This is a genomic window from Streptomyces sp. NPDC102467, assembly GCF_044765445.1.
GTDB lineage: Bacteria > Actinomycetota > Actinomycetes > Streptomycetales > Streptomycetaceae > Streptomyces.
Map to the genome: position 1 here is coordinate 294,470 of NZ_JBIWKA010000003.1, position 22,403 is coordinate 316,872.

The following is a 22,403-nucleotide window of genomic DNA, read 5'->3' on the forward strand; positions in this document are numbered from 1 at the left end:
GGACCGGACACGAAGCAAGTGACGCTGCGACGTCCTGGAGGGACTTCGTGATCCATCCGGTAGCTGTCATCGGGGCCGGCCCTTATGGCCTGTCCACCGCCGCTCATCTGCGGGCGCGTGGTATCCCCGTCAGAGTCTTCGGCGAACCCATGGTGAGCTGGCGCTCGCACATGCCCGAAGGCATGATTTTGAAGTCTGTCCCGTCCGCGTCGAACATCGACGCGCCGCAGCGCGGGCACGACCTGGTCGACTACTGCGACGCGGCCGGTATCAAGCGTCTCGTCACCGACGAGGACCTGGTCTCCGCCGAGGCGTTCGTCGCGTACGGGGACTGGTTCCAGCAGAAGCTGCTGCCCGACCTGGAGCGCGTCCGTGTCGTGTCGGTGGACCGGCGGGGCCGTGCGGGCTTCGAGGTGAAGCTCGACTCGGGCGAGCAGTTCACGGCGCGGGCCGTGGTCGTCGCCACCGGCCTGTCCGGCCTGGAGCATCTGCCGCGCGAACTCGCCGCGGCCGTGCCCGACGGACCCGCCCCCACCGGCCCGCTCTCGCACAGCGCCCAGCATCACGACCTGTCCCGGTTCGCGGGCAAGGATCTGATCGTGGTCGGGGCGGGCCAGTCCGCCCTGGAGACGGCGGCGCTCGCGGCGGAGGCCGGAGCGAGCGTGAAAGTGGTGGCGCGCGGCCGGGGCCGGGTGCGGTTCGGCGCGCCGCCGTGGGAGCAGCCGAAGCTTCGCCCGGAGACACCGTTCGGGCGGGCGTGGTCGTTGTACGCACTCACGTACTACCCGCACCAGTACCGTCAACTTCCGCCGCAAGCACGGCACTTCCTCGTCAAGCGGGTGCTCGGGCCGCTGGGCGCGTGGTGGCTGCGCGAGCGGTTCGAGGGGAAGGTGACGGTGCGGGACGTCGCCGCCGTCGAGCGTGCCTCGGTGTCGGACGGGGCGCCCGTCGTGTCCGTGCGCACGCACGGGGGCCGCCGCCAGGAGCTCTCCGCCGACCATGTGATCGCGGCGACGGGGTACCGCGTGGACCTCGCGGCGATGCCGTTCCTGGGAGACGGCCTGCGCACGCGGATCGCCGTCAGTCGGGGCACACCGCGGCTCGGCGCCGGGTACGTCTCGTCCGTTCCCGGCCTGTACTTCACCGGCATGCTCGGCGGGTCCTCGTACGGCCCGGTGATGCGGTTCGTGTGCGGGACGGAGTTCGCGTCGCCGCGGCTGGCCCGGCATCTGGCGGCCGCGCACGGGTGAGTCCCCCAGCCCTGGCGGCCGTGCACGGGCGGGTTCTCCGCCCGGCCGGCCGCGAGGGCCGTTTCCCCATCAACCTCACACGATCCGGGCCGGCCGGACGATGTCCTCGACTTCACCGGCCGCCACCTGGTCCTGGACGCCCACACCCTGCGGCCGGTCGGTGAACTCGACTACCCGGGCACGAGCTCTTCCGATCCGCTCGCCCTTGGCGACGGGACGTGGCTCACGGTGCGAGGGGACGTGGTGCGACGGTGGCGGACCGCGGGCTCGTGACCTGAGGGCCCACCGGTACGAGGAGGTCCCGGGGCGCCCCGGGACCGCTCCCCGTGACGCATTACCACACCCGCACCACACGGCCGGTACTCGACGGCCCGCACGGGCGGCCGGTCCGTATTCTTCGGATCATGCCCGCACCCGCATATGCCCTCATCGCAACGGACTTGGACGGAACGCTGCTGCGCGGCGACGACACGGTCTCCGACCGCACCCGGGCCGCTCTCGCGACAGCCGCCGCGGCCGGTGCCCGGCACATAGTGGTGACGGGCCGGCCCGCGCCGCGCGTCAAGTCGCTCCTCGACGACCTGGGCGGCTCCGCCGGGCTCGCCGTGTGCGCGCAAGGGGCGCAGCTGTACGACGTCGCGAGCGACCGGCTGGTCTGGTCGCTGACCCTCGACCGGGAACTGGCCGAGCAGGCGCTGGGGAAGATCGAGGCGGAGGTCGGGCAGGTGTACGCGGCCGTCGACCAGGACGGCGTCGACGGCCTCACCCTCATCGAGCCGCAGTATCTGATGCCGCACCCCACGCTCCCGGCCGTCCGGGTGCACCGCCGCGCCGACCTGTGGGCGGAGCCCATCAGCAAGGTGCTGCTGCGTCACCCGGCCCTGACGGACGACGAGTTGGCTGCGGTGGCCCGCGCCGCGGTCGGCCCGCTGGCCTCCGTCACCATGTCGGGGCCCGGCACGGTCGAACTCCAGCCGTACGGCGTCACGAAGGCGACGGGCCTGAGCCTGGCGGCCGAGCGGCTCGGCGCCGGGGCCGCCGACACCGTCGCCTTCGGTGACATGCCGAACGATGTGCCGATGTTCGGGTGGGCGGCCCGCGGGGTGGCCATGGCCAACGCGCACCCCCAACTCATGGCCGTGGCCGCCGAGGTGACCTCGTCGAACGAGGACGACGGGGTGGCCGCGGTGCTGGAGCGTCTCTACGGATAGGGGGTAGGGGGACGGGAGCCTGCGCCCCCCGGCCGGGCTCAGCCGGCCGTCCGCGGAATCCGTTCCTCCCACGTCCGGTGGAACACCACCTCGCCCCGGTCCCGGCACACCACCTCACTCGACGTGACGAACTCCATTTCCGTGCAAGCGATTTCGGACCGGGTCTGCACCGTCGCGTCCCACCCGAGCTCGGGCCGGTGCAGCCGGATCGACCAGTCCGAGCGGGTGCGGGCCGACAGCGGGTCGTCCTCGTCGATGACGTACGTCTCCACGGCGTCCTCGGTGAACTCCAGGCCGTCCGGGTACACCCGCGTACCGCCGTACCGCGGGTCGACCTCCAGGCGCCACTCGCCCTTGGCGACATCGCGGACGACCAGACGCTCGGGCCGCTGCTCGTCCAGCGACGCGGGGTACACGACCCCGAGCGGCTCCGACTGCTCGGGATCACCGAAGGAGATCGTCCCGCCCAACTCCTCGGACCGCACCGGCAGTTCGAGGGAGGTACCGACCGGGTCCAGGGTGAAACCGGTGGCCGAGCCCGGCTGGGGCCAGATCCAGGGCCAGTACGTGGAGGAGACCGCGAGGCGGATGCGGTGCCCGGCGGGGAAGACGTGCCCGATGCCGTTCAGGTCGAACGTGACGTCCTCGGTGGTGCCCGGCACCCAGGGCAGCGACGCCGCCCGGCCGTGCCGCGAGGACAGATTGAGCACGCCGCGGGTGACCAGCGTGGAGGAACCGTCCGGCGCGACATCGCAGAGACGGGCGATGACCTGGCCGCGCGGCACCGTGGAAGTGATCCGCGCCGTCACGCGCGGCCGGCCCAGCACCCATACGTCCGAGGGCACCTCGAACTCGAAGCAGGCCGACTTGGCGTCCTCGTCCCGCTGGTCGGGCGGCAGATCCGCGTCGTTGCCGAACGGGAAGAAGCGGCCCGCGTCGAGGCCCGTCTGCTGCGGGGAGCGGACCAGGACGGGGCTGCCCTGAAGCGCGTAGGAGACGGGGGAGACGTTCGGGGAGGGCCAGGAGGGGTCGCCGACCCAGCGGCCGGGCAGCTCCTCGTAGACGGTCGCGGGCGGGTGCGAGTCGCTGATCCAGGAGCGGAGCTTGGGCTCGGCCATCACGCCCGTGGTGTCGTCGCCCTTGAGCCAGTGGTCCCACCAGCGCAGCGTCTCCTGGAGGAAGCCGATCGCCGGGCCCGGCGGCAGGCCGCGGTCCGGGTACTGGTGCGACCACGGCCCGATGAGGCCGCGCACCTGCTCGTCGGGGAGCGCCTCCACGAGGCGGAGCACGGTGTCGCGGTACGGGTCGTGCCAGCCGCCCACGGCGAGGATACCGGCCTTGATCGCGGAGTAGTCCTCGCAGACGCTGCCGTGGCGCCAGTACTCGTCGCGGGTCTGGTGCTTCAGCCAGGTGTGGATGAAGGGCTCGACGGCCTCCAGGCGCTCGGTCCACATGTCGCGCCAGACCTCGCCCACGTACTGCGGGTCCGGCGGGCGCGACACGAAGGCGAGCATGGTCGCCGCCCACGCGTGCATGTCGACGGCGAGCACGGAACCACCCATGTAGTGCACGTCGTTGTCATAGCGGTCGTCCGTGGAGCAGACGGTGACGATCGCCTTGAGCGGCTCGGGCGCGAGGGCCGCGATCTGCAGGGAGTTGAAGCCGCCCCAGGAGATGCCGAACATGCCGACCTTGCCGCTCGACCAGGGCTGTGCGGCGAGCCAGTTGACGACCTCGACGCCGTCGGCGAGCTCCTGCGCGTCGTACTCGTCGCCGGGCCTGCCCTCGGAGTTTCCGTGTCCGCGCACGTCGACGCGGACGGAGGCGTAGCCGTGGCCCGCGTACCAGGGGTGGCGCTGCCAGTCGCGCGGCGCCGTCCAGTCGGAGAGGCGGTACGGGAGATATTCGAGGAGGACGGGCACCGGCTCGTCGGTCACCGGGCGCCAGACGCGCGCGAAGAGCGTCGTCCCGTCCGAGAGGGGTACGCGGATGTCCTCGCGGGTCGTCCCGTAGGGGAATGTCGTCTCGATCTTCGGAGTGCTCATGGGAAAACCTCGATGGCCTCGGCCTCAGTGAACGGGGTGCATGGTGCGGCGCAGCCACGGCGCCAGGGCGATCACGGCGACGCCGACGGCGACGGCGATGGCGCCGTTGACGCCGAAGTAAGCGGAGTTGGAGACCTCGCCGTAGAGCTTCACGGTCTGTGCCTGGATGCCGTTCGCGAGGGCGAGCGAGAGGAACCAGAGCGACATGGTCTGGCTGGCGAAGGCCTTCGGGGCGAGCTTGGTCGTCGCCGACATGCCCGACGTCTCCACGAGGATGTCGCCGAGCCCGAGCAGCAGGTACGAGCCGACGATCCACCAGACGGCCATCTTGTACGTGTCGTCGCTGTGCCCGGACGTCGGCAGGACCATCAGCAGGAACGACAGGCCGCCCAGGATCACACCGAACGCGATCTTGTTGGAGGCGTGCGGCTGGCGCGGGCCCATCCGCGCCCACACGCCCGCCACCACGGGCGCCAGGGCGACCTCGAAGGCGCCGAGCGCGGAGGCGTACCAGCTGGCGGGGAAGTGCAGCCCGAAGATGGTCGTCTCGGCGTTGGTCGAGGCCAGCAGGATCATCGTCGAGTAGGCCTGGAAGAGGATGAAGTTGAAGGCGACAGAGCCGACGAACAGGACCAGGTAGGGGCGCAGGCGGCCGCGCTCCTCGGCCGTGACCCGCGGGCTGCGGAACATCACCGTGAAGTACACGATCGGCGCGATCACCGAGATGACGGTGAGGCAGTCGACGAAGCGGTCCATGGTCAGCCAGCCGACGGAGGCCAGCAGCACGGCGAGCACGGCCACCACGACCACGCCGACGACGATCGTCCGCACCGCGCGGCGCATCCCCTCGGGCGGCAGCGCGTACTCGGCGGCGTGCTTGCGCCCGGCCAGGTGACGCCGCCCGGCGACGTACTGGATCAGGCCGAAGGTCATACCGATCGCGGCCGCGGAGAAGCCCCAGTGCCAGCCCTTGTGGTCGCCGAGCCAGCCGGTGATCAGCGGTCCGGCGAACGCGCCGATGTTGATGCCCATGTAGTACAGCGCGAACCCGGCGTCGCGGCGCTCGTCGTCGGTGCGGTAGAGCTTGCCGACCATGGAGGCGACGTTCGGCTTGAGCAGCCCGGTACCGGCGCTGATCAGGCCGAGTCCGACCCAGGTCATCGTCGGCGTGGGCACCGCCATCGAGTAGTGGCCGCAGGCGATGAGGATGCCGCCCCACAGGACGGCGCGGTACGAGCCGAGGATCCGGTCGGCGAGCCAGCCGCCCGCGACGGAGACCAGGTAGACGAGGGTTCCGTACGCGGCAGAGACCGACGCCGCCGTGCCGGGGTCCATGCCCATGCCGCCGTGTGCGACGGTGTCGGCGAAGAACAGCACGAGGATGGCCTGCATGCCCAGGAACGAGAAACGTTCCCAGACCTCAAGGCCCGACAGCGTCAGCAGGCCGCGTGGCTGCCCGAAGAAGGCGGAGTCGTCGCCCGGCGGCGGCTCGGCCGCAGGTTCGGGGTCGGTAGTGGTGCGGGACAAAGCGTGTACTCCCGGTCGTATGGGCTGATCAGCAACATACCGGGGGTGCTCCTGGGTCGCCTGGGCTGGGTTGTGCGGGCGGGCGCTCTCTGTGATCGAAACGCGACCGGATACGCTGACTTGAGTGATGGCAGCGACACATCGACAAACCGGGTCATCGACCGAATGATCGACCGAGTTCGCCATGTGAATGTCGTGATCGTCAGCAGACAGGAGAACCTCTCGTGACCGTCGTCGGGACTTTCGGTCTTAGCGTTCGGGACCAGGCTCTCGAAGCCGACGTCCAGGCTGGTTTGGTGGCTGTCGAGGAGGGGCTGCTCGAAGCGACCAAGAGCGAGGTCCCCTTCATCACGGAGGCCGCCCAGCACCTGGTGCGGGCCGGCGGCAAACGCTTCAGGCCACTGCTCGTGACGCTCGCCGCCCAGTTCGGCGACCCGTACGCGCCGGGCATCGTGCCCTCAGCCGTCGTCGTCGAGCTCACCCACCTCGCGACGCTCTACCACGACGACGTGATGGACGAGGCCGACGTGCGCCGGGGCGTGGAGAGCGCCAACCAGCACTGGGGCAACTCCGTCGCGGTCCTCACCGGAGACTTCCTCTTCGCCCGCGCCTCGCACATCCTGGCCGACCTCGGCCCGGACGCCGTCCGCATCCAGGCGGAGGCGTTCGAGCGCCTGGTCACCGGCCAGATCCTGGAGACCGCGGGCCCGGCCGACGGGCGCGACCCGGTCGACCACTACCTGGACGTGCTCAGCGGCAAGACCGGCTCCCTCATCGCGGTGGCCTGCCGGTTCGGCGCGATGATGTCCGGCGCGGACGAGACGGTCGTCGACGTCCTCACCCAGTACGGGGAGCGGCTCGGCGTCGCCTTCCAGCTCGCCGACGACGTGCTCGACATCGCCTCCGACTCGCACGAGTCCGGCAAGACCCCGGGCACCGACCTGCGCGAGGGCATCCCCACCCTGCCGGTGCTGCGCCTGCGCGAGCGCGCGGGGCTCCTCGGACTGCCCGAGGACCAGGCCCTGGTCGAGCTGCTCGACTCCGACCTCGCCGACGACGCCCGGCTCGCCGAGGCGATCTCCCGGCTGCGCGCCCACCCCGCCCTGGAGCAGGCCCGCCGCGACACGGTGCGCTACGCGGAGGAGGCCCGTTCCGCCCTTGCGCCCCTCCCGGAGTGCGAGGCGAAGGCGGCGCTGGTGGAACTCTGCGACGCGGTGGTGCACCGGGCGGGCTGACCCCGCCCGGACCGGCCGCCCCCGGCCCCGCGAAACCGGTCGGATCCGCATTGGCGAGCTTGGTGCGCGTCGCGCGCGGCGCGTGCTGCCACCCTGGGATAGGGAGCGGACCCACTTCTCGCGCTCCGTACGGCAGATGTGGCACCAGTTCGCTCTACCCGGAGGCCGGCGCAGGGGGCGTCGGCCCGACAGGGGGGAACCGACCATGGGTACACGGATTCTGCTGGCCGCGGCGAGCATCGGCGCGGCAGCCTTCACCACCGCGGCGCTCACCGTTCCCGCGGCCGTCGCGGACCGGGGCCGGCCCGAGACCGGCGCGCGCGAGACCGTCCTCGTGGCGAGTCTCAAGGGGGCCAACGAGGTCCCCGTCAAGGGCGGCCCCGCCGTCGGCGACAAGGACGGCATGGCCCTGGAGTTCGTCCGGCTCAAGGGGGACAAGGTGTCCGTCACCGCGAGGTGGGACCGCGTCGGCAAGCCGATCATGCTCCACATCCACCAGGGCGCCAAGGGCGTCAACGGCGCCATCAAGGTCGACTTCACCAAGCTCCTCCGCACGGCCCACCAGCACCGCGTCACCGGCACCGTCACGGTCCGGGACCGGGCCCTGCTGCGCCGGATCGCCGCAGATCCGGGCGGGTTCTACGCCAATCTGCACACGGCCGAATTCCCCGGCGGCGCCGTCCGCGGCCAGCTCCACCGGGTCCACACGGGGAAGTGACGCGCTCCCCGGCGATCATCGGCGGCGCCTCTCCCGCACCCTTACGGGTCGGGGCAGGCGCCGCTGCGCTGTGTCATCCCGTAGGTGTACACGGAGTTGATCCTGGGGTCTGACGCTTCCGTGTGGCCGGTTTGGTCAGATTGAGTACACCACTCCTGACCAATTCGGGTGAGAATGGCGGCTTGGGGTGGACGAGCATCCGACAGACAGACGACGAGTGCACAGGACGGTAAGCCGCCGCCGAACACGGAGGTAGGGCAACAGCATGGCACCGTACGAATCCGAAGACAGCCAGGGCGCCGGGCGCCGCAAAGTGGCTCGCTACGCGGTCCCCGTGGCCGTGGTGGGGGTGGCCGCCGCGACGATCGGGCTCGTCCCGGCGCTCGCCGATTCGGGCGACCCGGATCTCCCGCAGATCACCGCTCAGCAGCTCATCGAGAAGATCGCCACGTCGGACACCGAGCAGTTGTCCGGCACCGTGAAGATCCACACGGATCTGGGCCTGCCGTCGCTCGGCGGCGCGGCCTCCGGCCTCACCGGCGGGGACGCGGGCTCCTCGTCGGCCGACCCGCAGGCGAAGCTGACCGAGCTCGCCTCCGGCACGCACACGCTGCGCGTCGCGGCGGACGGCCAGGACCGGCAGAAGCTGTCGATCCTGGGCGACGCGTCCGAGTACAGCCTGATCCACAACGGCACGGACATGTGGGCGTACGACAGCAAGTCGGACGAGGCGTACCACGCGAAGGGCGCCCAGGCGTCCGGCGACCGCGCGAAGAAGCAGTCGCCCGAGGTGCCCGCCACGCCGAAGCAGCTCACGGACGAGATCCTCAAGGCGTCCGGCGACAGCACGTCGTTCACCGTGGACGGCACGGCGCAGGTCGCGGGCCGCGACGCGTACCGGCTGCAGATCAAGCCCAAGCAGTCCGGTTCGACGGTCGGCGCGGTCACGGTCTCCGTGGACGCGAAGACCGGTACGCCGCTGAAGTTCACGCTGACCCCGGCGAGCGGCGGCGCGGCCGTCGTCGACGCGGGCTTCACCAAGGTCGACTTCGGCAGGCCGGCCGCGTCCACCTTCGACTTCAAGCCGTCGAAGGGCACCAAGGTCACCGAGGCCGACAAGCTGCCCGCGCAGGGCAAGGACCGGGCGGAGAAGGCGCCGAAGGGCGCCGCGGCCCTGGACGGGCTCAACGTGATCGGCAAGGGCTGGACCTCGGTCGCCGAGCTGAAGCTGCCGGGTGACTCCGGCGCCGCGGGCCTGGCATCGGGCTCCGCGTCGGGCGACATGCCGGCGGACGCGCAGAAGTTCCTCGACTCCCTGGGCTCCAAGGTGACGGGGAAGTTCGGGTCCGGCACCGTGTACTCGACCCGCCTGGTGAACGTACTGATCACCCAGGACGGGAAGGTCTACGCGGGAGCGGTCACCAAGGACGCGCTGGTGAAGGCGGCCGACGCGGCCTGACGCACTGGTGGACGAGGGCGAGGGCGAGGGGGCGGTGCGCACCGCCCCCTCGCTGTTCGTGCGACGAGGGACGAGGGAGGGGCATGGCGCCGGTAACGCCGGTCATCGAGACCCGGGAGCTCACCAAGCGGTACCGCGGCGGCCAGTTGGCCGTCGACCGGCTGAGTCTGACCGTCCCGGAAGGCGCCGTCTTCGGCTTCCTCGGGCCGAACGGATCGGGCAAGACCACCACCATCCGCATGCTGATGGGCCTGATCGAGCCGACCGCGGGCACCGCCCAGGTCCTCGGCCACCCGATGCCCCGAGCCACCCGCGCCGTCCTGCCGCACGTCGGCACGCTCATCGAGGGCCCGGCCCTGTACGGCTTCCTGAACGGCCGCGACAACCTGCTGCGCTACGACTCCGCCGACCCGACCGCCGACCCGCGCACCCGCAAGGCGCGGGTCGCGGAGGCGCTGGACCGGGTGGGTCTGACGGCCGCGGCGGCCAAGAAGGCGAAGGCGTACTCGCTCGGCATGAAACAGCGCCTCGGCCTCGCTTCGGCGCTGCTCCAGCCACGCCGCCTCCTGGTCCTGGACGAGCCGACGAACGGCCTGGACCCACAGGGCATGAGAGAAATCAGAACCCTCATCCGAGAGTTGGCATCGGACGGCACCACCATCTTCCTCTCCTCCCACCTCCTCGACGAGATCGAGCAGGTCTGTACGCACGCTGCGGTGATGGCGCAGGGCCACCTGATCACGCAGGGCCCGGTCGCCGAACTGGCCGCGGGAACACGGGGAAAGCTGACCGTCACCACCCCCGACCCGACCGACGCGGCCCGCGTACTCAAGGAACACGGCATCACCATCGTGGAAACGACCGACGACCGCGTGACGGCCGAACCCCCTCCTCCCGAAACGGACTTGGCGGACCTGAACACGGCGCTCGTCACCGCGGGCGTACGTGTCCGAGGCTTCGGCGTGGAACGGGCATCACTGGAGGACGCGTTCGTCGCCCTGACCGGAGAGGGCTTCGATGTCGCAGGCTGAAGCAGTACACCGGACCGCCGCCCCATCGCGGGCGAACCCCCTCTGGACCCTGGGCCTGCTGCGCAGCGAGCTGACCACGACGTTCCGCCGCTGGCGCACGCTCGCGCTGCTCGCGGTCCTCGCGGGTGTCCCGATCCTGATCGGCGTAGCGGTGAAGATCGAGACGGGCGACGGCTCATCGCTCGGCGGGGGCGGCCCCGAGGGCGGCGGCGGCCCGGCATTCATCGCGCAGATCACGAACAACGGCCTGTTCCTGGTCTTCACCGCACTGGCGGCGACGCTCCCGTTCTTCCTCCCCATGGCGGTCGGCGTCATCGCGGGCGACGCGGTGGCCGGCGAGGCGAGCGCGGGAACGCTCCGCTACCTCCTGGTGGCCCCGGCGGGCCGCACCCGTCTCCTCCTGACCAAGTACGCGACGACGATGGCGTTCTGCGTGGTGGCCACGCTCGTGGTGGCCGTCTCGGCGCTGATCACGGGAGCGGTCCTCTTCCCGCTCGGCGACGTCGTCACCATCTCCGGTACGCCGATCAGCTTCGGCGAGGGCCTGTGGCGCGCGTTGCTCATCGCCCTCACCGTGGCGGCGTCCCTCATCGGCCTGGCAGCGCTCGGCCTGTTCGTCTCCACGCTCACGAACAGCGGCATCGCGGCCATGGCGACGACAGTGGGCCTGCTGATCACGATCCAGATCCTGGACCAGATCCCCCAACTGCACGCACTGCAACCGTACTTCTTCTCCCACTACTGGCTGTCCTTCGCCGATCTGATGCGCGAGCCGATCTACTGGGACGACCTGACGAAGAACCTCGAACTCCAGGCGCTGTACGCGGCGGTCTTCGGCTCGGCGGCCTGGGCCCGCTTCACGGCGAAGGACATCACGGCGTAACTACCCCTGCTCGTACGGGAATGTGGCGAGCGGCGCGGCCTGCGCGAAGAACGTCTTGGCGCGGACAAGGGCCTCCTCGTCCTTCTGTACGTCGCCGGGCTTGCTGCCGTTGCCGAGGAGCACACCGCCGAAGTGCATGCCCATGTACGCGGCCGAGTTGCGCAGGGTGCCGACCAGCGGGTCCGCGACGACCTGCTCCTCGTGCGCGAGGGCGGTGACGCCCCACAGGGTGCGCCCGGCGAGGGTGGCTTTGAAGTCGATGCCCGGGGTGCGCAGCCAGCCGGACCAGTGATCGAGGTAGCGCTTGGTGGAGGCGGAGACCGAATACCAGTAGAGCGGCGACGCGATGACGATGTCGGTGGCGGCGAGGGTGGCGTCGAGCAGCAGCGCCACGTCATCGCCCTCCGGGCGCAGGTGGTCGCTGTCGTGCCGCAGATCCTCGAAGTCGGGGAGCGGATGCTCGGCCAGATCGAGCCAGCGCTGCCCGACGTCCGGCGGCAGCTGCTCGGCGGCCTTGCGGACGAGGATCTCGGTGTTGCCGCCGGATCGGCTGCTGCCGAGTACGAACAGGAAGTTGCGGCTGGTCATGGTGGCCCCCTGAATCACGGACGCTACTTACTTGCGCATGCAGTATATGCACGCGCAAGTAAGTAGCGAAAGGCAAAGCGTCGCGGTACGCACGACTACGGGGCCATGACTACGGGACGCCCGACTGCGGGGGCTACGGCTACGGCTGCGGCTACTGGGCGAGCTCCCACACCGCGTAGGCGATGGCGTCACTGTTGTGATCGAGGGCGGTGCTGTCGATGTTCGTGGCGGTGTCGCAGGACGCGTGATAGCAGGCGTCGAACGCCTTGCCCGCAGTGCCGCCCCACTTCTGGGCCTGAGCGGTGGTCTTCTTGTAGTCGGCGCCGCTGAACAGCCCGCCGACCGGAATGCCCGCGCTCTTGAAGGGGGCGTGGTCCGAGCGGCCGTCGCCCTCGGTCTCGATCTCGGTGGGGATGCCGAGCCCTGCGTAGAAGTTCTTGAAGACCTTCTCCAGGGCGGGATCGTCGTCGTACACGAAGTAGCCCGGGTTGGGCGAGCCGACCATGTCGAAGTTCAGATACCCGGAGATTCGCGAACGGTCGCTGGTGGCAAGGGAGTTCACGTAGTTCCGGGAGCCGACCATGCCGAGCTCCTCGGCGCCCCACCAGGCGAACCGCAGATGCTTGGCCGGCTTGAACTGGGCACGGGAGACGGCGAGCGCGGTCTCCAGGATCGCGGCGGACCCGGACCCGTTGTCGTTGATGCCGGGCCCCGCGGTGACGCTGTCGAGGTGGGCGCCGGCCATGACGACCTGGTTCGTGTCGCCGCCGGGCCAGTCGGCGACCAAGTTGTACCCGGTGCGGCCGCCGGACGTGAACTGCTTGACGGAGGTGGTGAATCCGGCCGCGTCCAGCTTGCTCTTCACGTAGTCGAGGGAGGCCTTGTAACCCGGGCGGCCGTGGGCTCTGTTGCCGCCGTTGGCCGTGGCGATGGACTGGAGCTGGGCGAGGTGGGCCTTGACGGAGGCCACGGGTATGTCGGGCGCGGCGAGGGCCTGCGGCGCGGCGGTGGCCTCCGGCGCGGCGCCGACTGGTGTGGCGGCGGCGGTGACGAGGGTGGCGGCGGTGAGCAGAGACGCGGCTGCGAGCCGCACGCGTATGGGTTGCAGGGGCATGTGGGGGGCTCCTGGTTCCTCGGTGGGTGCAGGGATTGAGGTGGCCTGATGTTCCTGGCGTGCTGACACACCGTCAAGAGCGTATTCAGGACACCCGTGTTCGAAATCCGGGCAGCCTGCTTCTGAGGTCGCAGGACGGGATGAGCCGCGGCGCGTACGTGTCCGGAACGGGTGTTCGCGGGGGCCTGTTTATGCGGTGCGTCCGGCGCGGTACCGGGCTTTGCGTGCGGGCTTGTTTGCGTGGTGCCGCGGCGCTGGGGATGCCGTACCGGGGTTCTTGTGCGGGCTTGTTTACGCGGTGCGCCGGCACTGGGGCGCCACATCGGTGCTTTCGCGCGGGCCTACGTGCACGGTGCCCCGGCGCTGGGACCATCGTCTCGGCGTTTCCGCGAGGGCCTCCTTGCATGGCGTACCCGGCGCTGAGGTGCCGCCTTGCCCACCCTGCCGCCCTGGGGGTCCCCCCGGACGGAGTCTGGGGGAGGCAGATTGCCCAAGGCGGGGGCGATGAGGCGGCGGGGGCGGCAGCCGACGGCGGCGCACCCGGGTCGTCACCGGGGCGGCAGCCGACGGCGGCGCACCCGGGTCGTCACCGGGGCGGCAGCCGACGGCGGCGCGCCCTGGCCGTCACCGGGGCGGCAGCCGACGGCGGCGCGCCCTGGCCGTCACCGGGGCGGCAGCCGACGGTGGTGCACTCGCGATCCCTGGCGCTCCACCGGTCGGCACTCGAAATGCCAGACGCTCCACCGGCCGGCACTCGCAAGACGACGGGAGGGGACGTGTCGGGGTGCCCCCGCAGGACACCGCGGGAACCCAGCGCCGGATGACCGCCCATGGCGCAATCAGGGTTGGAGACCGATCCGGCCGAGGAGGCACCCCGACACGGCCCCGCCCCACCCACGAAACAGGGCGCAAAGCGCAGCGGAGGACCGCCTATGGGGGCCGAGGAGCCCGATCACTGCACGCAGAACTCGTTCCCCTCGGGATCACCCATGACGACCCACTGCCCCCCTTGCGTATCCACGGACCGCACCACACGCGCCCCGAGCCCGACAAGCCGCGCAGTCTCTTCGGCACGGCGCTCGGGCCCGGCGTGAACATCGATGTGCAGCCGGTTCTTGCCGGTCTTGGCCTCGGGCACCCGCTGGAACAGAATCCGCCGCCCCAGCCCGGTCCCGGTCCGCTCGTCGACCGGGTCACCGGGGTGCCGAACGGCGACCAGGTCCCGGAAGGCCCGCCGCCCCCACCGCTCGATGGTCTCGGCCTCGGTCACCGCGCCGGCCCCGAGGAGCCCTCCGATCAACGCGGCGTTGTCCTCGATCTCGTATCCGAGCGCGGCGGCCCAGAACTCGGCCTGCGCATGCGGATCGGCGGCATCGACGACGAGCTTCCAGTCAAAGGTCACGGTCATCCCCCACTTATACGTCCGCCCGGCACCTCAACAGCCTCAACCTCAGCCTCAACCCCAACAACTCCACCTCCAGCTCCAGCTCCAACCCCGGCAGCGGCAACCTCCGCCCGGACCAACGCAAGCCGCCCGGCCCGAGCGGAGCGCAACGCGTCCCAGGTCAGCAGGACGAGCGCGAGCCACACCAGGGCGAACCCGGCCCACCGCTCAGGCGGCATGGCTTCGTGGAAGTAGACGATCCCGAGGATGAACTGGAAGACGGGCGCGAGGTACTGCAGCAGCCCGAGAGTGGAGAGCGGCACCCGGATCGCGGCGGCCCCGAAGCAGACGAGCGGCACGGCGGTGACCAGCCCGGTCGACGCGAGAAGCACCGCGTGGCCGGCGCCTTCGGAGGCGAATGTCGAGCGCCCTTGGGAGCCGAGCCACAGCAGATAGGCGAGCGCGGGCAGGAACTGGATGGCGGTCTCGGCGGCGAGCGATTCGAGGCCGCTGAGGTTCACCTTCTTCTTCACGAGCCCGTACGTGCCGAAGGAGAACGCGAGGACGAGCGAGATCCACGGCGGCTGCCCGTATCCGATGGCGAGCACGAGCACGGCGAGCAGCCCGACCCCGACGGCGATCCACTGCGCGAGCCGCAGTCGTTCCTTGAGCAGCAGCACGCCGAGGGCGATGGAGACGAGGGGATTGATGAAGTACCCCAGCGACGCCTCGACGACGTGGCCGGAGTTCACGGACCAGATGTAGACGCCCCAGTTGACGGTGATGACGGCGGCGCCGACAGCGACGAGCCCGAGCCGCTTGGGCTGACGCAACAGTTCCCGGGCCCAGCCCCACTCGCGGACGAAGAGCATGGCGACGCCTACGAAGGCGAGTGACCACACCATGCGGTTGGCCAGGATCTCCACTGATCCGGCGGGCTTGAGCAGCGGCCAGAACAGGGGCACGAGGCCCCACATTCCGTATGCCGCGAAACCGTTGAGGAGCCCGACGCGCCCCTCGTTGCGCTCCGACGTCCCTGTCGCCCCGTCCTGCACGGACCCTCCTCATGACACCCACACCCGGCAGCCCCGCGGCGGCCACCTAGGAAGGTAGCGCCACGGGACGGTGCGTGTCATGCCCGTATCGCCATACGGTCCTGACGCCGAACCGGCCTACTTCAGCGCCCCGGGGAGGCCTGGGGGACCGCTTCCGCGACGGCCTCGGCGAGCGGAGTCGTAGGCCGCCCGATGAGACGGGCGAGGTCCCCGTTCCGCCGGGCGAGCAGTCCTTGCTCGATGGCGGTGTCGACGCCGACGAGGATGTCGGCGAACGGAGCGGGCAGGCCGGCGCCGAGCAGTACTTCCCGGTTCTCCTCGGGCGTCACGGCCCGGTAGACGATCTCCTTGCCGGACTGCTTCGCGACCTCGGCGGCGTACTCGGCGAGTGACCAGGCGACATCCCCGCTGAGCTCGTACGCCTTGCCTTCGTGGCCCTCGCCGGTCAGTACGGCGACGGCGGCCGCGGCGTAGTCGGCGCGCGAGGCGGAGGCGACCCGGCCCTCGCCCGCGGACGCGAGGACGGCGCCGTGCTCCAGGACCGGGGCCAGGTTCTCGGTGTAGTTCTCGTGGTACCAGCCGTTGCGCAGGAACGTGTACGGCAGGCCGGAGTCGAGGATCGCCTGCTCGGTGACCTTGTGCTCGTCGGCGAGGGCGAAGTCGGCGTCCGGGCCGCCGAGCACGCCGGTGTACGCGAGCGAGGCCACGCCCGCGGCCTTCGCGGCGTCGATCACGGCCTGGTGCTGCGCCACGCGCTGCCCGACCTCGCTGCCGGAGATCAGCAGCACCTTGTCGCCGGAGCGGAAGGCGCCGTTCAGGGTCTCGGGGGCGCTGTAGTCGGCGATGCGCAGCTCGACGCCGCGGGCGGACAGCTCGGCGGCCTTCTCCTTGTCGCGCACGACGGCGGCGATCTCCCCGGCGGGCACGCCCGCGGCGAGCAACCCTTCGACGACGAGGCGGCCGAGGTGCCCGGTGGCTCCGGTGATGACGAGGCTCATGACGGAAAACTCCTTGAGTGGGCGGTTCTTCCTCCACCGTAGGGGTAGCGCTGTGGTTTCGTAAGTACCCACTTTGAAGTAAGGTACTGGCATGGGAGTAAGTAAGGTCAGCACGGTACGGGGGTGGACGGCCGGCGAAGGGATGTGCCCCCAGCGCCTGGTCCTCGAGCACGTCACGAGCCGGTGGGGCGTCCTGGTGCTGCTCGCTCTGGAGGAGCGGTCGTTCCGGTTCAGCGAGCTGCGCCGGGAGATCGGCGGGGTCAGCGAGAAGATGCTCACGCAGACGCTGCAGACCCTGGAGCGCGACGGCATGGTGCACCGCGACGCCAAACCGGTGATCCCGCCGCGCGTCGATTATTCGCTCACTGCCCTCGGCCGGGAGGCGGCGGTCCAGGTGCGCGCGCTCGCGGAGTGGACGGAGCGGCGGATGGCCGACGTGGACGCGGCGCGGGCGATGTACGACGAGATCCGGGCGCCCGGGTCGTCCGCCTGACGTAACTGGCCGTCCGGGCATGGGTTTCAGGCCACGCAGGGCCGTTCGGCCCGGCATGCCCACGGCACACGGGGGCACACACCCGGTAGGGCGTCGGTCCACACCAAACCCGCCATCCACCCGTGCGCCCCCTGTCCGCCTCCCGTGCTGCCCGGCTCCGCTCGGCACCCTGGGAGGTGGAATGCTCCGCCTGCTGCGCCGACCGGGGGGTCTCTTCGCCATGGCCACACTGACATCGCCCCTGCGAGGGGTCGGCTCCCGCCTGCGGGCCGGATTCGGCCGCCGTCGCCGCCGGGACGAACTCCTCGAGCGGCTCGTCGTGGAAATGAGCCGGGCGAACGTACTCCGTCAACACTCCCTTTTCCTCGACCAGTTGGACCGCGCGATCGACGACCCCGACCTGGCGGCGGCGCTGAGCACGCTGCCGGATCTGTCGGACCGGGAGCGGCGGCTGATGCTGTGGGTGAACCGGGAGTACGCCGTGCTGCTGCTCGCCCACCGGGTCGGCGCGTTCTGCTGGGACGAGCTCATCGGCCATCTGCGCGTCCTGTGCCGCAACGAGGTCTTTCAGGTGTACTGGACGCGCACAGTGGATCACCGGCGCAGCCTGGCCCCGGACACGCTGGACGCGCGCGTCAGAGACACGCTGAACGGCATCATCGAGGAGCTGGCCGCCGACCCGGAGGAGTGGTGGGTCGTGGGCCCGGACGTGGCCGCGGACTGACCGGAGCGCACGCCCCGTCCACTCGAACCGGTGAATGTCGGCGCATGCCCGCAGTGTCCGAAGAGCCAAAAAAGGTCGCGCTACGGTCATGTTCCGCTGTTCGGCTGTCCGCGGAGGTGGGGCGGCAGAAGGATGGGGGAAGCCGTCCTCCTCTGCCGTATGGCCCAGCGGCCGTTTTGCGGTGCGTGGCCGGGTCGGGGAAGGTCAGCACCCAGTCGTCGCGCAGGCCGGAGGATTCCTCAAGTGAAGATCGTTCGTCGCATGGGCGACGCACCACGTCTGAGGGGCTGCGGTTCGGGCGAGACCTGCCCGGACATTTTCGAGCTGAGCGACAGCAACTTCGCGGTGGTGGGCACCGATGCGACCGAGTCCCTACGAGGGCGGCTTCCGCGAGGCGTCACACTCGCTCCCGGCGAGCGAGTCGTCGTGATCACTCGCGCGACGCTGGTCAGCGCCAAGCGGGACCTTCCGGACGCCTAGCCGACCCCGAAACCGCGCCCCACGGACCTCAACCCGCGAAACACAGTCGACCACGACATGGCATGGGCAGGGCCCGGACGCCACATCACATCGCGTCCGGGCCCTGCCCACGTCCATGACGCCTGTCAGCCGACGACGGTCCAGGTGTCGCCGCCGGCGAGGAGCGCGGCGAGGTCGCCCTTGCCGTTCTGTTCGACGGCGGTGTCGAGCTGGTCGGCCATCTGCGTGTCGTAGACGGGCCGTTCGACGTTGCGGAGCACGCCGATGGGGGTGTGGTGCAGGGTGTCGGGGTCGGCGAGGCGGGACAGGGCGAAGGCGGTGGTCGGGGACGCGGCGTGCGCGTCGTGGACCAGGATCCGGTCCCGGTTCTCCGCGGTGACGGGGACGATCTTCAGATCGCCGGTCTGCGCGTCCCGCACGACACCCTTGGAATCGTCGGCACCAAAGGTGATCGGCCGGCCGTGTTCCAGGCGGATGACGGCTTCTTCGGCCTGCTGCTTGTCCTTGAGCACTTCGAAGGCGCCGTCGTTGAAGATGTTGCAGTTCTGGTAGATCTCGACCAGGGCGGTGCCGGGGTGGTCGGCGGCCTGGCGCAGGACCTCGGTGAGGTGTTTGCGGTCGGAGTCGACGGTGCGGGCGACGAAGGAGGCCTCGGCGCCGATGGCCAGCGAGACCGGGTTGAAGGGGGCGTCCAGGGAGCCCATCGGCGTGGACTTGGTGATCTTGCCGACCTCTGAGGTCGGGCTGTACTGCCCCTTGGTCAGGCCATAGATCCGGTTGTTGAACAGCAGGATCTTCAGGTTGACGTTGCGGCGCAGGGCGTGGATGAGGTGGTTGCCGCCGATGGACAGGGCGTCGCCGTCACCGGTGACGACCCACACGCTCAAGTCGCGGCGGGAGGAGGCGAGTCCGGTGGCGATGGCGGGGGCGCGGCCGTGGATGGAGTGCATCCCGTAGGTGTTCATGTAGTACGGGAAGCGGGAGGAGCAGCCGATGCCGGAGACGAAGACGATGTTCTCTTTGGCCAGGCCGAGTTCGGGCATGAAGCCCTGGACGGCGGCGAGGACCGCGTAGTCACCGCAGCCGGGGCACCAGCGCACTTCCTGATCGGACTTGAAGTCCTTCATGGATTGCTTGGCCTCGGCCTTGGGGACCAGCGAGAGAAGCGTCTCGGTGCCGGTTCCGGTCCCTTCCGTGGACTCCCTGGTCTGCGTATCAGCCATCGATGGCCTCCTTGAGAGCCGTGGCGAGCTGCTCAGCCTTGAACGGCATTCCGTTGACCTGGTTGTAACTGTGGGCGTCCACCAGGTACTTGGCCCGGATCAGAGTGGCGAGCTGACCGAGGTTCATCTCGGGGATCACCACCTTGTCGTAACGCCTCAGGACCTCGCCCAGATTCCGCGGGAAGGGGTTGAGGTGGCGCAGATGGGCCTGCGCGATCGCCTCGCCCGCTCCGCGCAGCCGGCGTACCGCCGCGGTGATCGGCCCGTACGTCGAGCCCCAGCCCAGTACCAGCGTCCTGGCCTGGCCGTCCGGGTCGTCGACCTCCAGGTCGGGGACCTCGATCCCGTCGATCTTGGCCTGGCGGGTGCGGACCATGAAGTCGTGGTTGGCCGGGTCGTAGGAGATGTTCCCGGTGCCGTCCTGCTTCTCGATCCCGCCGATCCGGTGCTCGAGGCCCGGCGTGCCCGGAATCGCCCAGGGCCGCGCCAGCGTCTGCGGATCCCGCTTGTAGGGCCAGAAGACTTCGCTGCCGTCGTCCAGCGTGTGGTTGGGCCCGGTCGCGAACTGGGTGCGCAGATCGGGGAGTTCATCCACCTCGGGGATGCGCCACGGCTCGGATCCGTTGGCCAGATAGCCGTCGCTCAAGAGGAGGACCGGGGTGCGGTAGGTGACCGCGATCCGGGCCGCCTCCAGGGCGGCGTCGAAGCAGTCGGCCGGGGTCATCGGGGCGACGATCGGCACCGGCGCCTCGCCATTGCGCCCGTACATCGCCTGCAACAGGTCGGCCTGCTCGGTCTTGGTCGGCAACCCCGTCGAGGGCCCGCCGCGCTGGATGTCGACCACCAGCAGCGGCAGCTCCAGGGAGACCGCGAGGCCGATGGTCTCCGACTTCAGCGCCACTCCCGGCCCCGATGTCGTCGTCACCGCGAGGGAGCCGCCGAAGGCTGCGCCCAGAGCGGCCCCGATCCCGGCGATCTCGTCCTCCGCCTGGAACGTACGCACACCGAAGTTCTTGTGCCGGGACAGCTCGTGCAGGATGTCGGAGGCCGGAGTGATCGGGTACGAGCCCAGGTACAACGGCAGATCCGCCTGCCGGGACGCCGCGATCAACCCGTACGAGAGGGCCAGGTTCCCCGAGATGTTGCGGTACGTGCCGGTCGGGAACGCCGTCGTGGCCGGCGCGATCTCGTAGGAGACCGCGAAGTCCTCGGTGGTCTCACCGAAGTTCCAGCCCGCGTGGAACGCCGCCAGATTCGCCCGCATGATCTCGGGCTTCTTCGCGAACTTGGTCTTCAGGAACTTCTCGGTGCCCTCGGTGGGCCGGTGATACATCCACGACAACAAGCCCAGCGCGAACATGTTCTTGGAGCGCTCGGCCTCCTTGCGGGACAGCTCGAACTCCTTCAGCGCCTGCACGGTCAGCGTGGTCAGCGGCACCGGATGCACCGAGAACCCGTCCAGCGACCCGTCCTCCAGCGGCGACGTCTCGTAGCCGACCTTGGCCATCGCCCGTTTGGTGAACTCGTCCGTGTTGACGATGATCTCGGCGCCGCGCGGCACATCACCGATGTTCGCCTTCAGCGCCGCCGGGTTCATCGCCACCAGCACGTTCGGCGCGTCCCCCGGCGTGAGGATGTCGTGGTCGGCGAAGTGCAACTGGAACGAGGACACCCCCGGCAGCGTCCCGGCGGGCGCCCGGATCTCGGCCGGGAAGTTCGGCAACGTCGACAGATCATTGCCGAACGTGGCCGTCTCCGAGGTGAACCGGTCACCCGTGAGCTGCATACCGTCACCGGAGTCACCCGCGAACCGGATGATCACCCGGTCCAGGCGCCGTACGTCCTTGCTCGATTCACCCGCTGTGCGCTGTTCTCCGACCACTGCACCGTCGGTCCCGTCGGCCTGCTCGGCTGGGCTACTGACCTGGTTGGTCACTGAACTGGACCTCCCTCGAGGCGGCTGTGCGGGCAGACCTGTCCCACTGGCCTACCACAGGCCCACCCTACGTCTGTAAGGGGTGCCTTCCTCTGAGCGTTCGCAGGACGGACTTGATTTTGAGACGGCGTATCGTCCTCTTTTGCCATCATCTGCCAGCCCCCCATAGCCGCACTCGAAGCGCTCTGGAAGACGCCTCGTGCCCGTCCTTCGGTTCTGGGTCCGGTCCCCGGCCCGTCGCGATACCTGACAGGGTGTCAGGTACTCAGTTCTTCAGGTAGGTCAGAACGGCCAGAACGCGACGGTGATCCCCGTCACTCGGGGACAGGCCCAGCTTCAGGAAGATGTTGCTCACGTGCTTCTCCACCGCGCCGTCGCTCACTACGAGCTGCCGGGCGATCGCCGAGTTCGTCCGGCCCTCCGCCATCAGGCCGAGGACCTCGCGCTCGCGCGGGGTGAGATGGGCGAGCACATCCTGCTTGCGGCTGCGCCCGAGCAACTGCGCGACCACCTCCGGGTCGAGCGCCGTGCCCCCCTCGGCGACGCGGACGACCGCGTCCACGAACTCCCGCACCTCGGCCACCCGGTCCTTGAGCAGATAGCCCACGCCGCGGCTCGATCCGGCGAGCAGCTCGGTGGCGTACTGCTCCTCCACGTACTGCGAAAGCACCAGAACCCCGAGCCCGGGGAACTTCCCGCGCAGCTGCACCGCCGCGCGCACGCCCTCGTCCGTGTGCGTGGGCGGCATCCGTACGTCCGCGACGACCACGTCGGGAAGCTGGTCCTGCGCCCCCAGATCGGTGATGGTCTTGACCAGCGCGTCCCCGTCACCGACACCGGCGACGACCTCGTGCCCGCGGTCGGTCAGCAACCGGGTCAGGCCCTCCCTGAGCAGCACTGAATCCTCGGCGATGACCACCCGCACCCTGTCCTCCACGTTTTTCGGCCCCCCAGCGCCCCTGTGCACCTGTCACAGAGGCCAGTTCTGAACAGGTCCAGCATTTCAGCATCCGGACCGGGGTGCGCCCACGCTGCGGGAAGAGGGGCGG

General features: G+C 70.2%; 20 protein-coding genes. 10 read left to right on the top strand and 10 right to left on the bottom strand.

The features are described 5' to 3' along the window. Nucleotides 1-47: 47 nt before the first annotated feature. Together ACIREE_RS07230 and ACIREE_RS07235 are read left to right on the top strand one after the other, a co-directional pair. Nucleotides 48-1,250: an FAD-dependent oxidoreductase gene (locus ACIREE_RS07230; RefSeq protein WP_404147533.1), complete on the top strand. Its 1,203-nt coding sequence runs from the start codon at nt 48-50 to the stop codon at nt 1,248-1,250. Between the two features lie 404 nt (nt 1,251-1,654). After that, a complete protein-coding gene (locus tag ACIREE_RS07235) occupies nt 1,655-2,461 on the top strand; it encodes a Cof-type HAD-IIB family hydrolase (protein WP_404147536.1) in 807 nt (268 codons plus the stop codon). 38 nt (nt 2,462-2,499) lie between these two features. Here the strand turns inward: ACIREE_RS07235 and ACIREE_RS07240 are convergent, their stop codons facing one another. Next, nucleotides 2,500-4,506, bottom strand: a complete 2,007-nt coding sequence (locus ACIREE_RS07240; protein ID WP_404147539.1) for a CocE/NonD family hydrolase — start codon at nt 4,504-4,506, stop codon at nt 2,500-2,502. Between the two features lie 24 nt (nt 4,507-4,530). Continuing rightward, nucleotides 4,531-6,033 (bottom strand): peptide MFS transporter, encoded by a 1,503-nt coding sequence (locus tag ACIREE_RS07245; protein ID WP_404147542.1) that lies wholly within the window; start codon nt 6,031-6,033, stop codon nt 4,531-4,533. A 224-nt stretch (nt 6,034-6,257) separates the two neighbouring features. Here ACIREE_RS07245 and ACIREE_RS07250 point away from each other — a divergent pair, with 224 nt between their 5' ends. The 5 genes from ACIREE_RS07250 to ACIREE_RS07270 all read left to right on the top strand — a co-directional run bounded on the left by ACIREE_RS07250 (nt 6,258) and on the right by ACIREE_RS07270 (nt 11,359). Then, complete coding sequence (locus ACIREE_RS07250) at nt 6,258-7,268, top strand: polyprenyl synthetase family protein (RefSeq protein WP_404147545.1); 1,011 nt, start codon at nt 6,258-6,260, stop codon at nt 7,266-7,268. 205 nt (nt 7,269-7,473) lie between these two features. After that, entirely contained in the window at nt 7,474-7,986 is a 513-nt protein-coding gene (locus ACIREE_RS07255; RefSeq protein ID WP_404147548.1) for a CHRD domain-containing protein, read from the top strand. A gap of 265 nt (nt 7,987-8,251) precedes the next feature. Further along, a complete protein-coding gene (locus ACIREE_RS07260) occupies nt 8,252-9,445 on the top strand; it encodes an outer membrane lipoprotein carrier protein LolA (protein WP_404147551.1) in 1,194 nt (397 codons plus the stop codon). 83 nt (nt 9,446-9,528) lie between these two features. Continuing rightward, the gene (locus ACIREE_RS07265; RefSeq protein WP_404147554.1) at nt 9,529-10,476 is read left to right on the top strand and encodes an ABC transporter ATP-binding protein; all 948 of its coding nucleotides are present in this window, start codon (nt 9,529-9,531) and stop codon (nt 10,474-10,476) included. Next, nucleotides 10,463-11,359 (top strand): ABC transporter permease, encoded by an 897-nt coding sequence (locus ACIREE_RS07270; RefSeq protein ID WP_404147557.1) that lies wholly within the window; start codon nt 10,463-10,465, stop codon nt 11,357-11,359. The genes ACIREE_RS07265 and ACIREE_RS07270 overlap by 14 nt, the downstream gene beginning before the upstream one ends. Here the strand turns inward: ACIREE_RS07270 and ACIREE_RS07275 are convergent, their stop codons facing one another. From ACIREE_RS07275 to ACIREE_RS07295, 5 genes are all read right to left on the bottom strand, one after another. Then, entirely contained in the window at nt 11,360-11,947 is a 588-nt protein-coding gene (locus tag ACIREE_RS07275; RefSeq protein WP_404147559.1) for a flavodoxin family protein, read from the bottom strand. Nucleotides 11,948-12,098: 151 nt separating this feature from the next. Then, nucleotides 12,099-13,061, bottom strand: coding sequence for a M28 family metallopeptidase (locus tag ACIREE_RS07280; RefSeq protein ID WP_404147562.1), 963 nt, complete (start codon nt 13,059-13,061; stop codon nt 12,099-12,101). Between the two features lie 952 nt (nt 13,062-14,013). Then, nucleotides 14,014-14,469, bottom strand: a complete 456-nt coding sequence (locus ACIREE_RS07285; protein WP_404147565.1) for a VOC family protein — start codon at nt 14,467-14,469, stop codon at nt 14,014-14,016. Beyond that, nucleotides 14,466-15,422 carry an EamA family transporter RarD gene (rarD, locus tag ACIREE_RS07290; protein ID WP_404148201.1) on the bottom strand — a complete coding sequence of 319 codons (957 nt, stop codon included), beginning with the start codon at nt 15,420-15,422 and terminating at the stop codon, nt 14,466-14,468. Before rarD ends, ACIREE_RS07285 begins: the two co-directional genes overlap by 4 nt. Nucleotides 15,423-15,622: 200 nt before the next feature. Continuing rightward, complete coding sequence (locus ACIREE_RS07295) at nt 15,623-16,498, bottom strand: SDR family oxidoreductase (protein ID WP_404147567.1); 876 nt, start codon at nt 16,496-16,498, stop codon at nt 15,623-15,625. A 91-nt stretch (nt 16,499-16,589) separates the two neighbouring features. Here ACIREE_RS07295 and ACIREE_RS07300 point away from each other — a divergent pair, with 91 nt between their 5' ends. From ACIREE_RS07300 to ACIREE_RS07310, 3 genes are all read left to right on the top strand, one after another. Beyond that, a complete protein-coding gene (locus ACIREE_RS07300) occupies nt 16,590-16,991 on the top strand; it encodes a winged helix-turn-helix transcriptional regulator (protein ID WP_404147569.1) in 402 nt (133 codons plus the stop codon). A gap of 220 nt (nt 16,992-17,211) precedes the next feature. Beyond that, nucleotides 17,212-17,715 (top strand): DUF6082 family protein, encoded by a 504-nt coding sequence (locus ACIREE_RS07305; RefSeq protein ID WP_404147572.1) that lies wholly within the window; start codon nt 17,212-17,214, stop codon nt 17,713-17,715. A gap of 243 nt (nt 17,716-17,958) precedes the next feature. After that, a complete protein-coding gene (locus tag ACIREE_RS07310) occupies nt 17,959-18,195 on the top strand; it encodes a hypothetical protein (protein WP_404147574.1) in 237 nt (78 codons plus the stop codon). A gap of 125 nt (nt 18,196-18,320) precedes the next feature. Here ACIREE_RS07310 and ACIREE_RS07315 read toward each other — a convergent pair whose 3' ends face one another. The 3 genes from ACIREE_RS07315 to ACIREE_RS07325 form a co-directional block, all read right to left on the bottom strand. Next, nucleotides 18,321-19,418, bottom strand: coding sequence for a 2-oxoacid:ferredoxin oxidoreductase subunit beta (locus ACIREE_RS07315; protein ID WP_404147577.1), 1,098 nt, complete (start codon nt 19,416-19,418; stop codon nt 18,321-18,323). Then, nucleotides 19,411-21,354: a 2-oxoacid:acceptor oxidoreductase subunit alpha gene (locus ACIREE_RS07320; RefSeq protein WP_404147580.1), complete on the bottom strand. Its 1,944-nt coding sequence runs from the start codon at nt 21,352-21,354 to the stop codon at nt 19,411-19,413. The genes ACIREE_RS07315 and ACIREE_RS07320 overlap by 8 nt, the downstream gene beginning before the upstream one ends. 265 nt (nt 21,355-21,619) lie before the next feature. After that, the gene (locus ACIREE_RS07325) at nt 21,620-22,279 is read right to left on the bottom strand and encodes a LuxR C-terminal-related transcriptional regulator (RefSeq protein WP_404148204.1); all 660 of its coding nucleotides are present in this window, start codon (nt 22,277-22,279) and stop codon (nt 21,620-21,622) included. Nucleotides 22,280-22,403 lie beyond the last annotated feature (124 nt).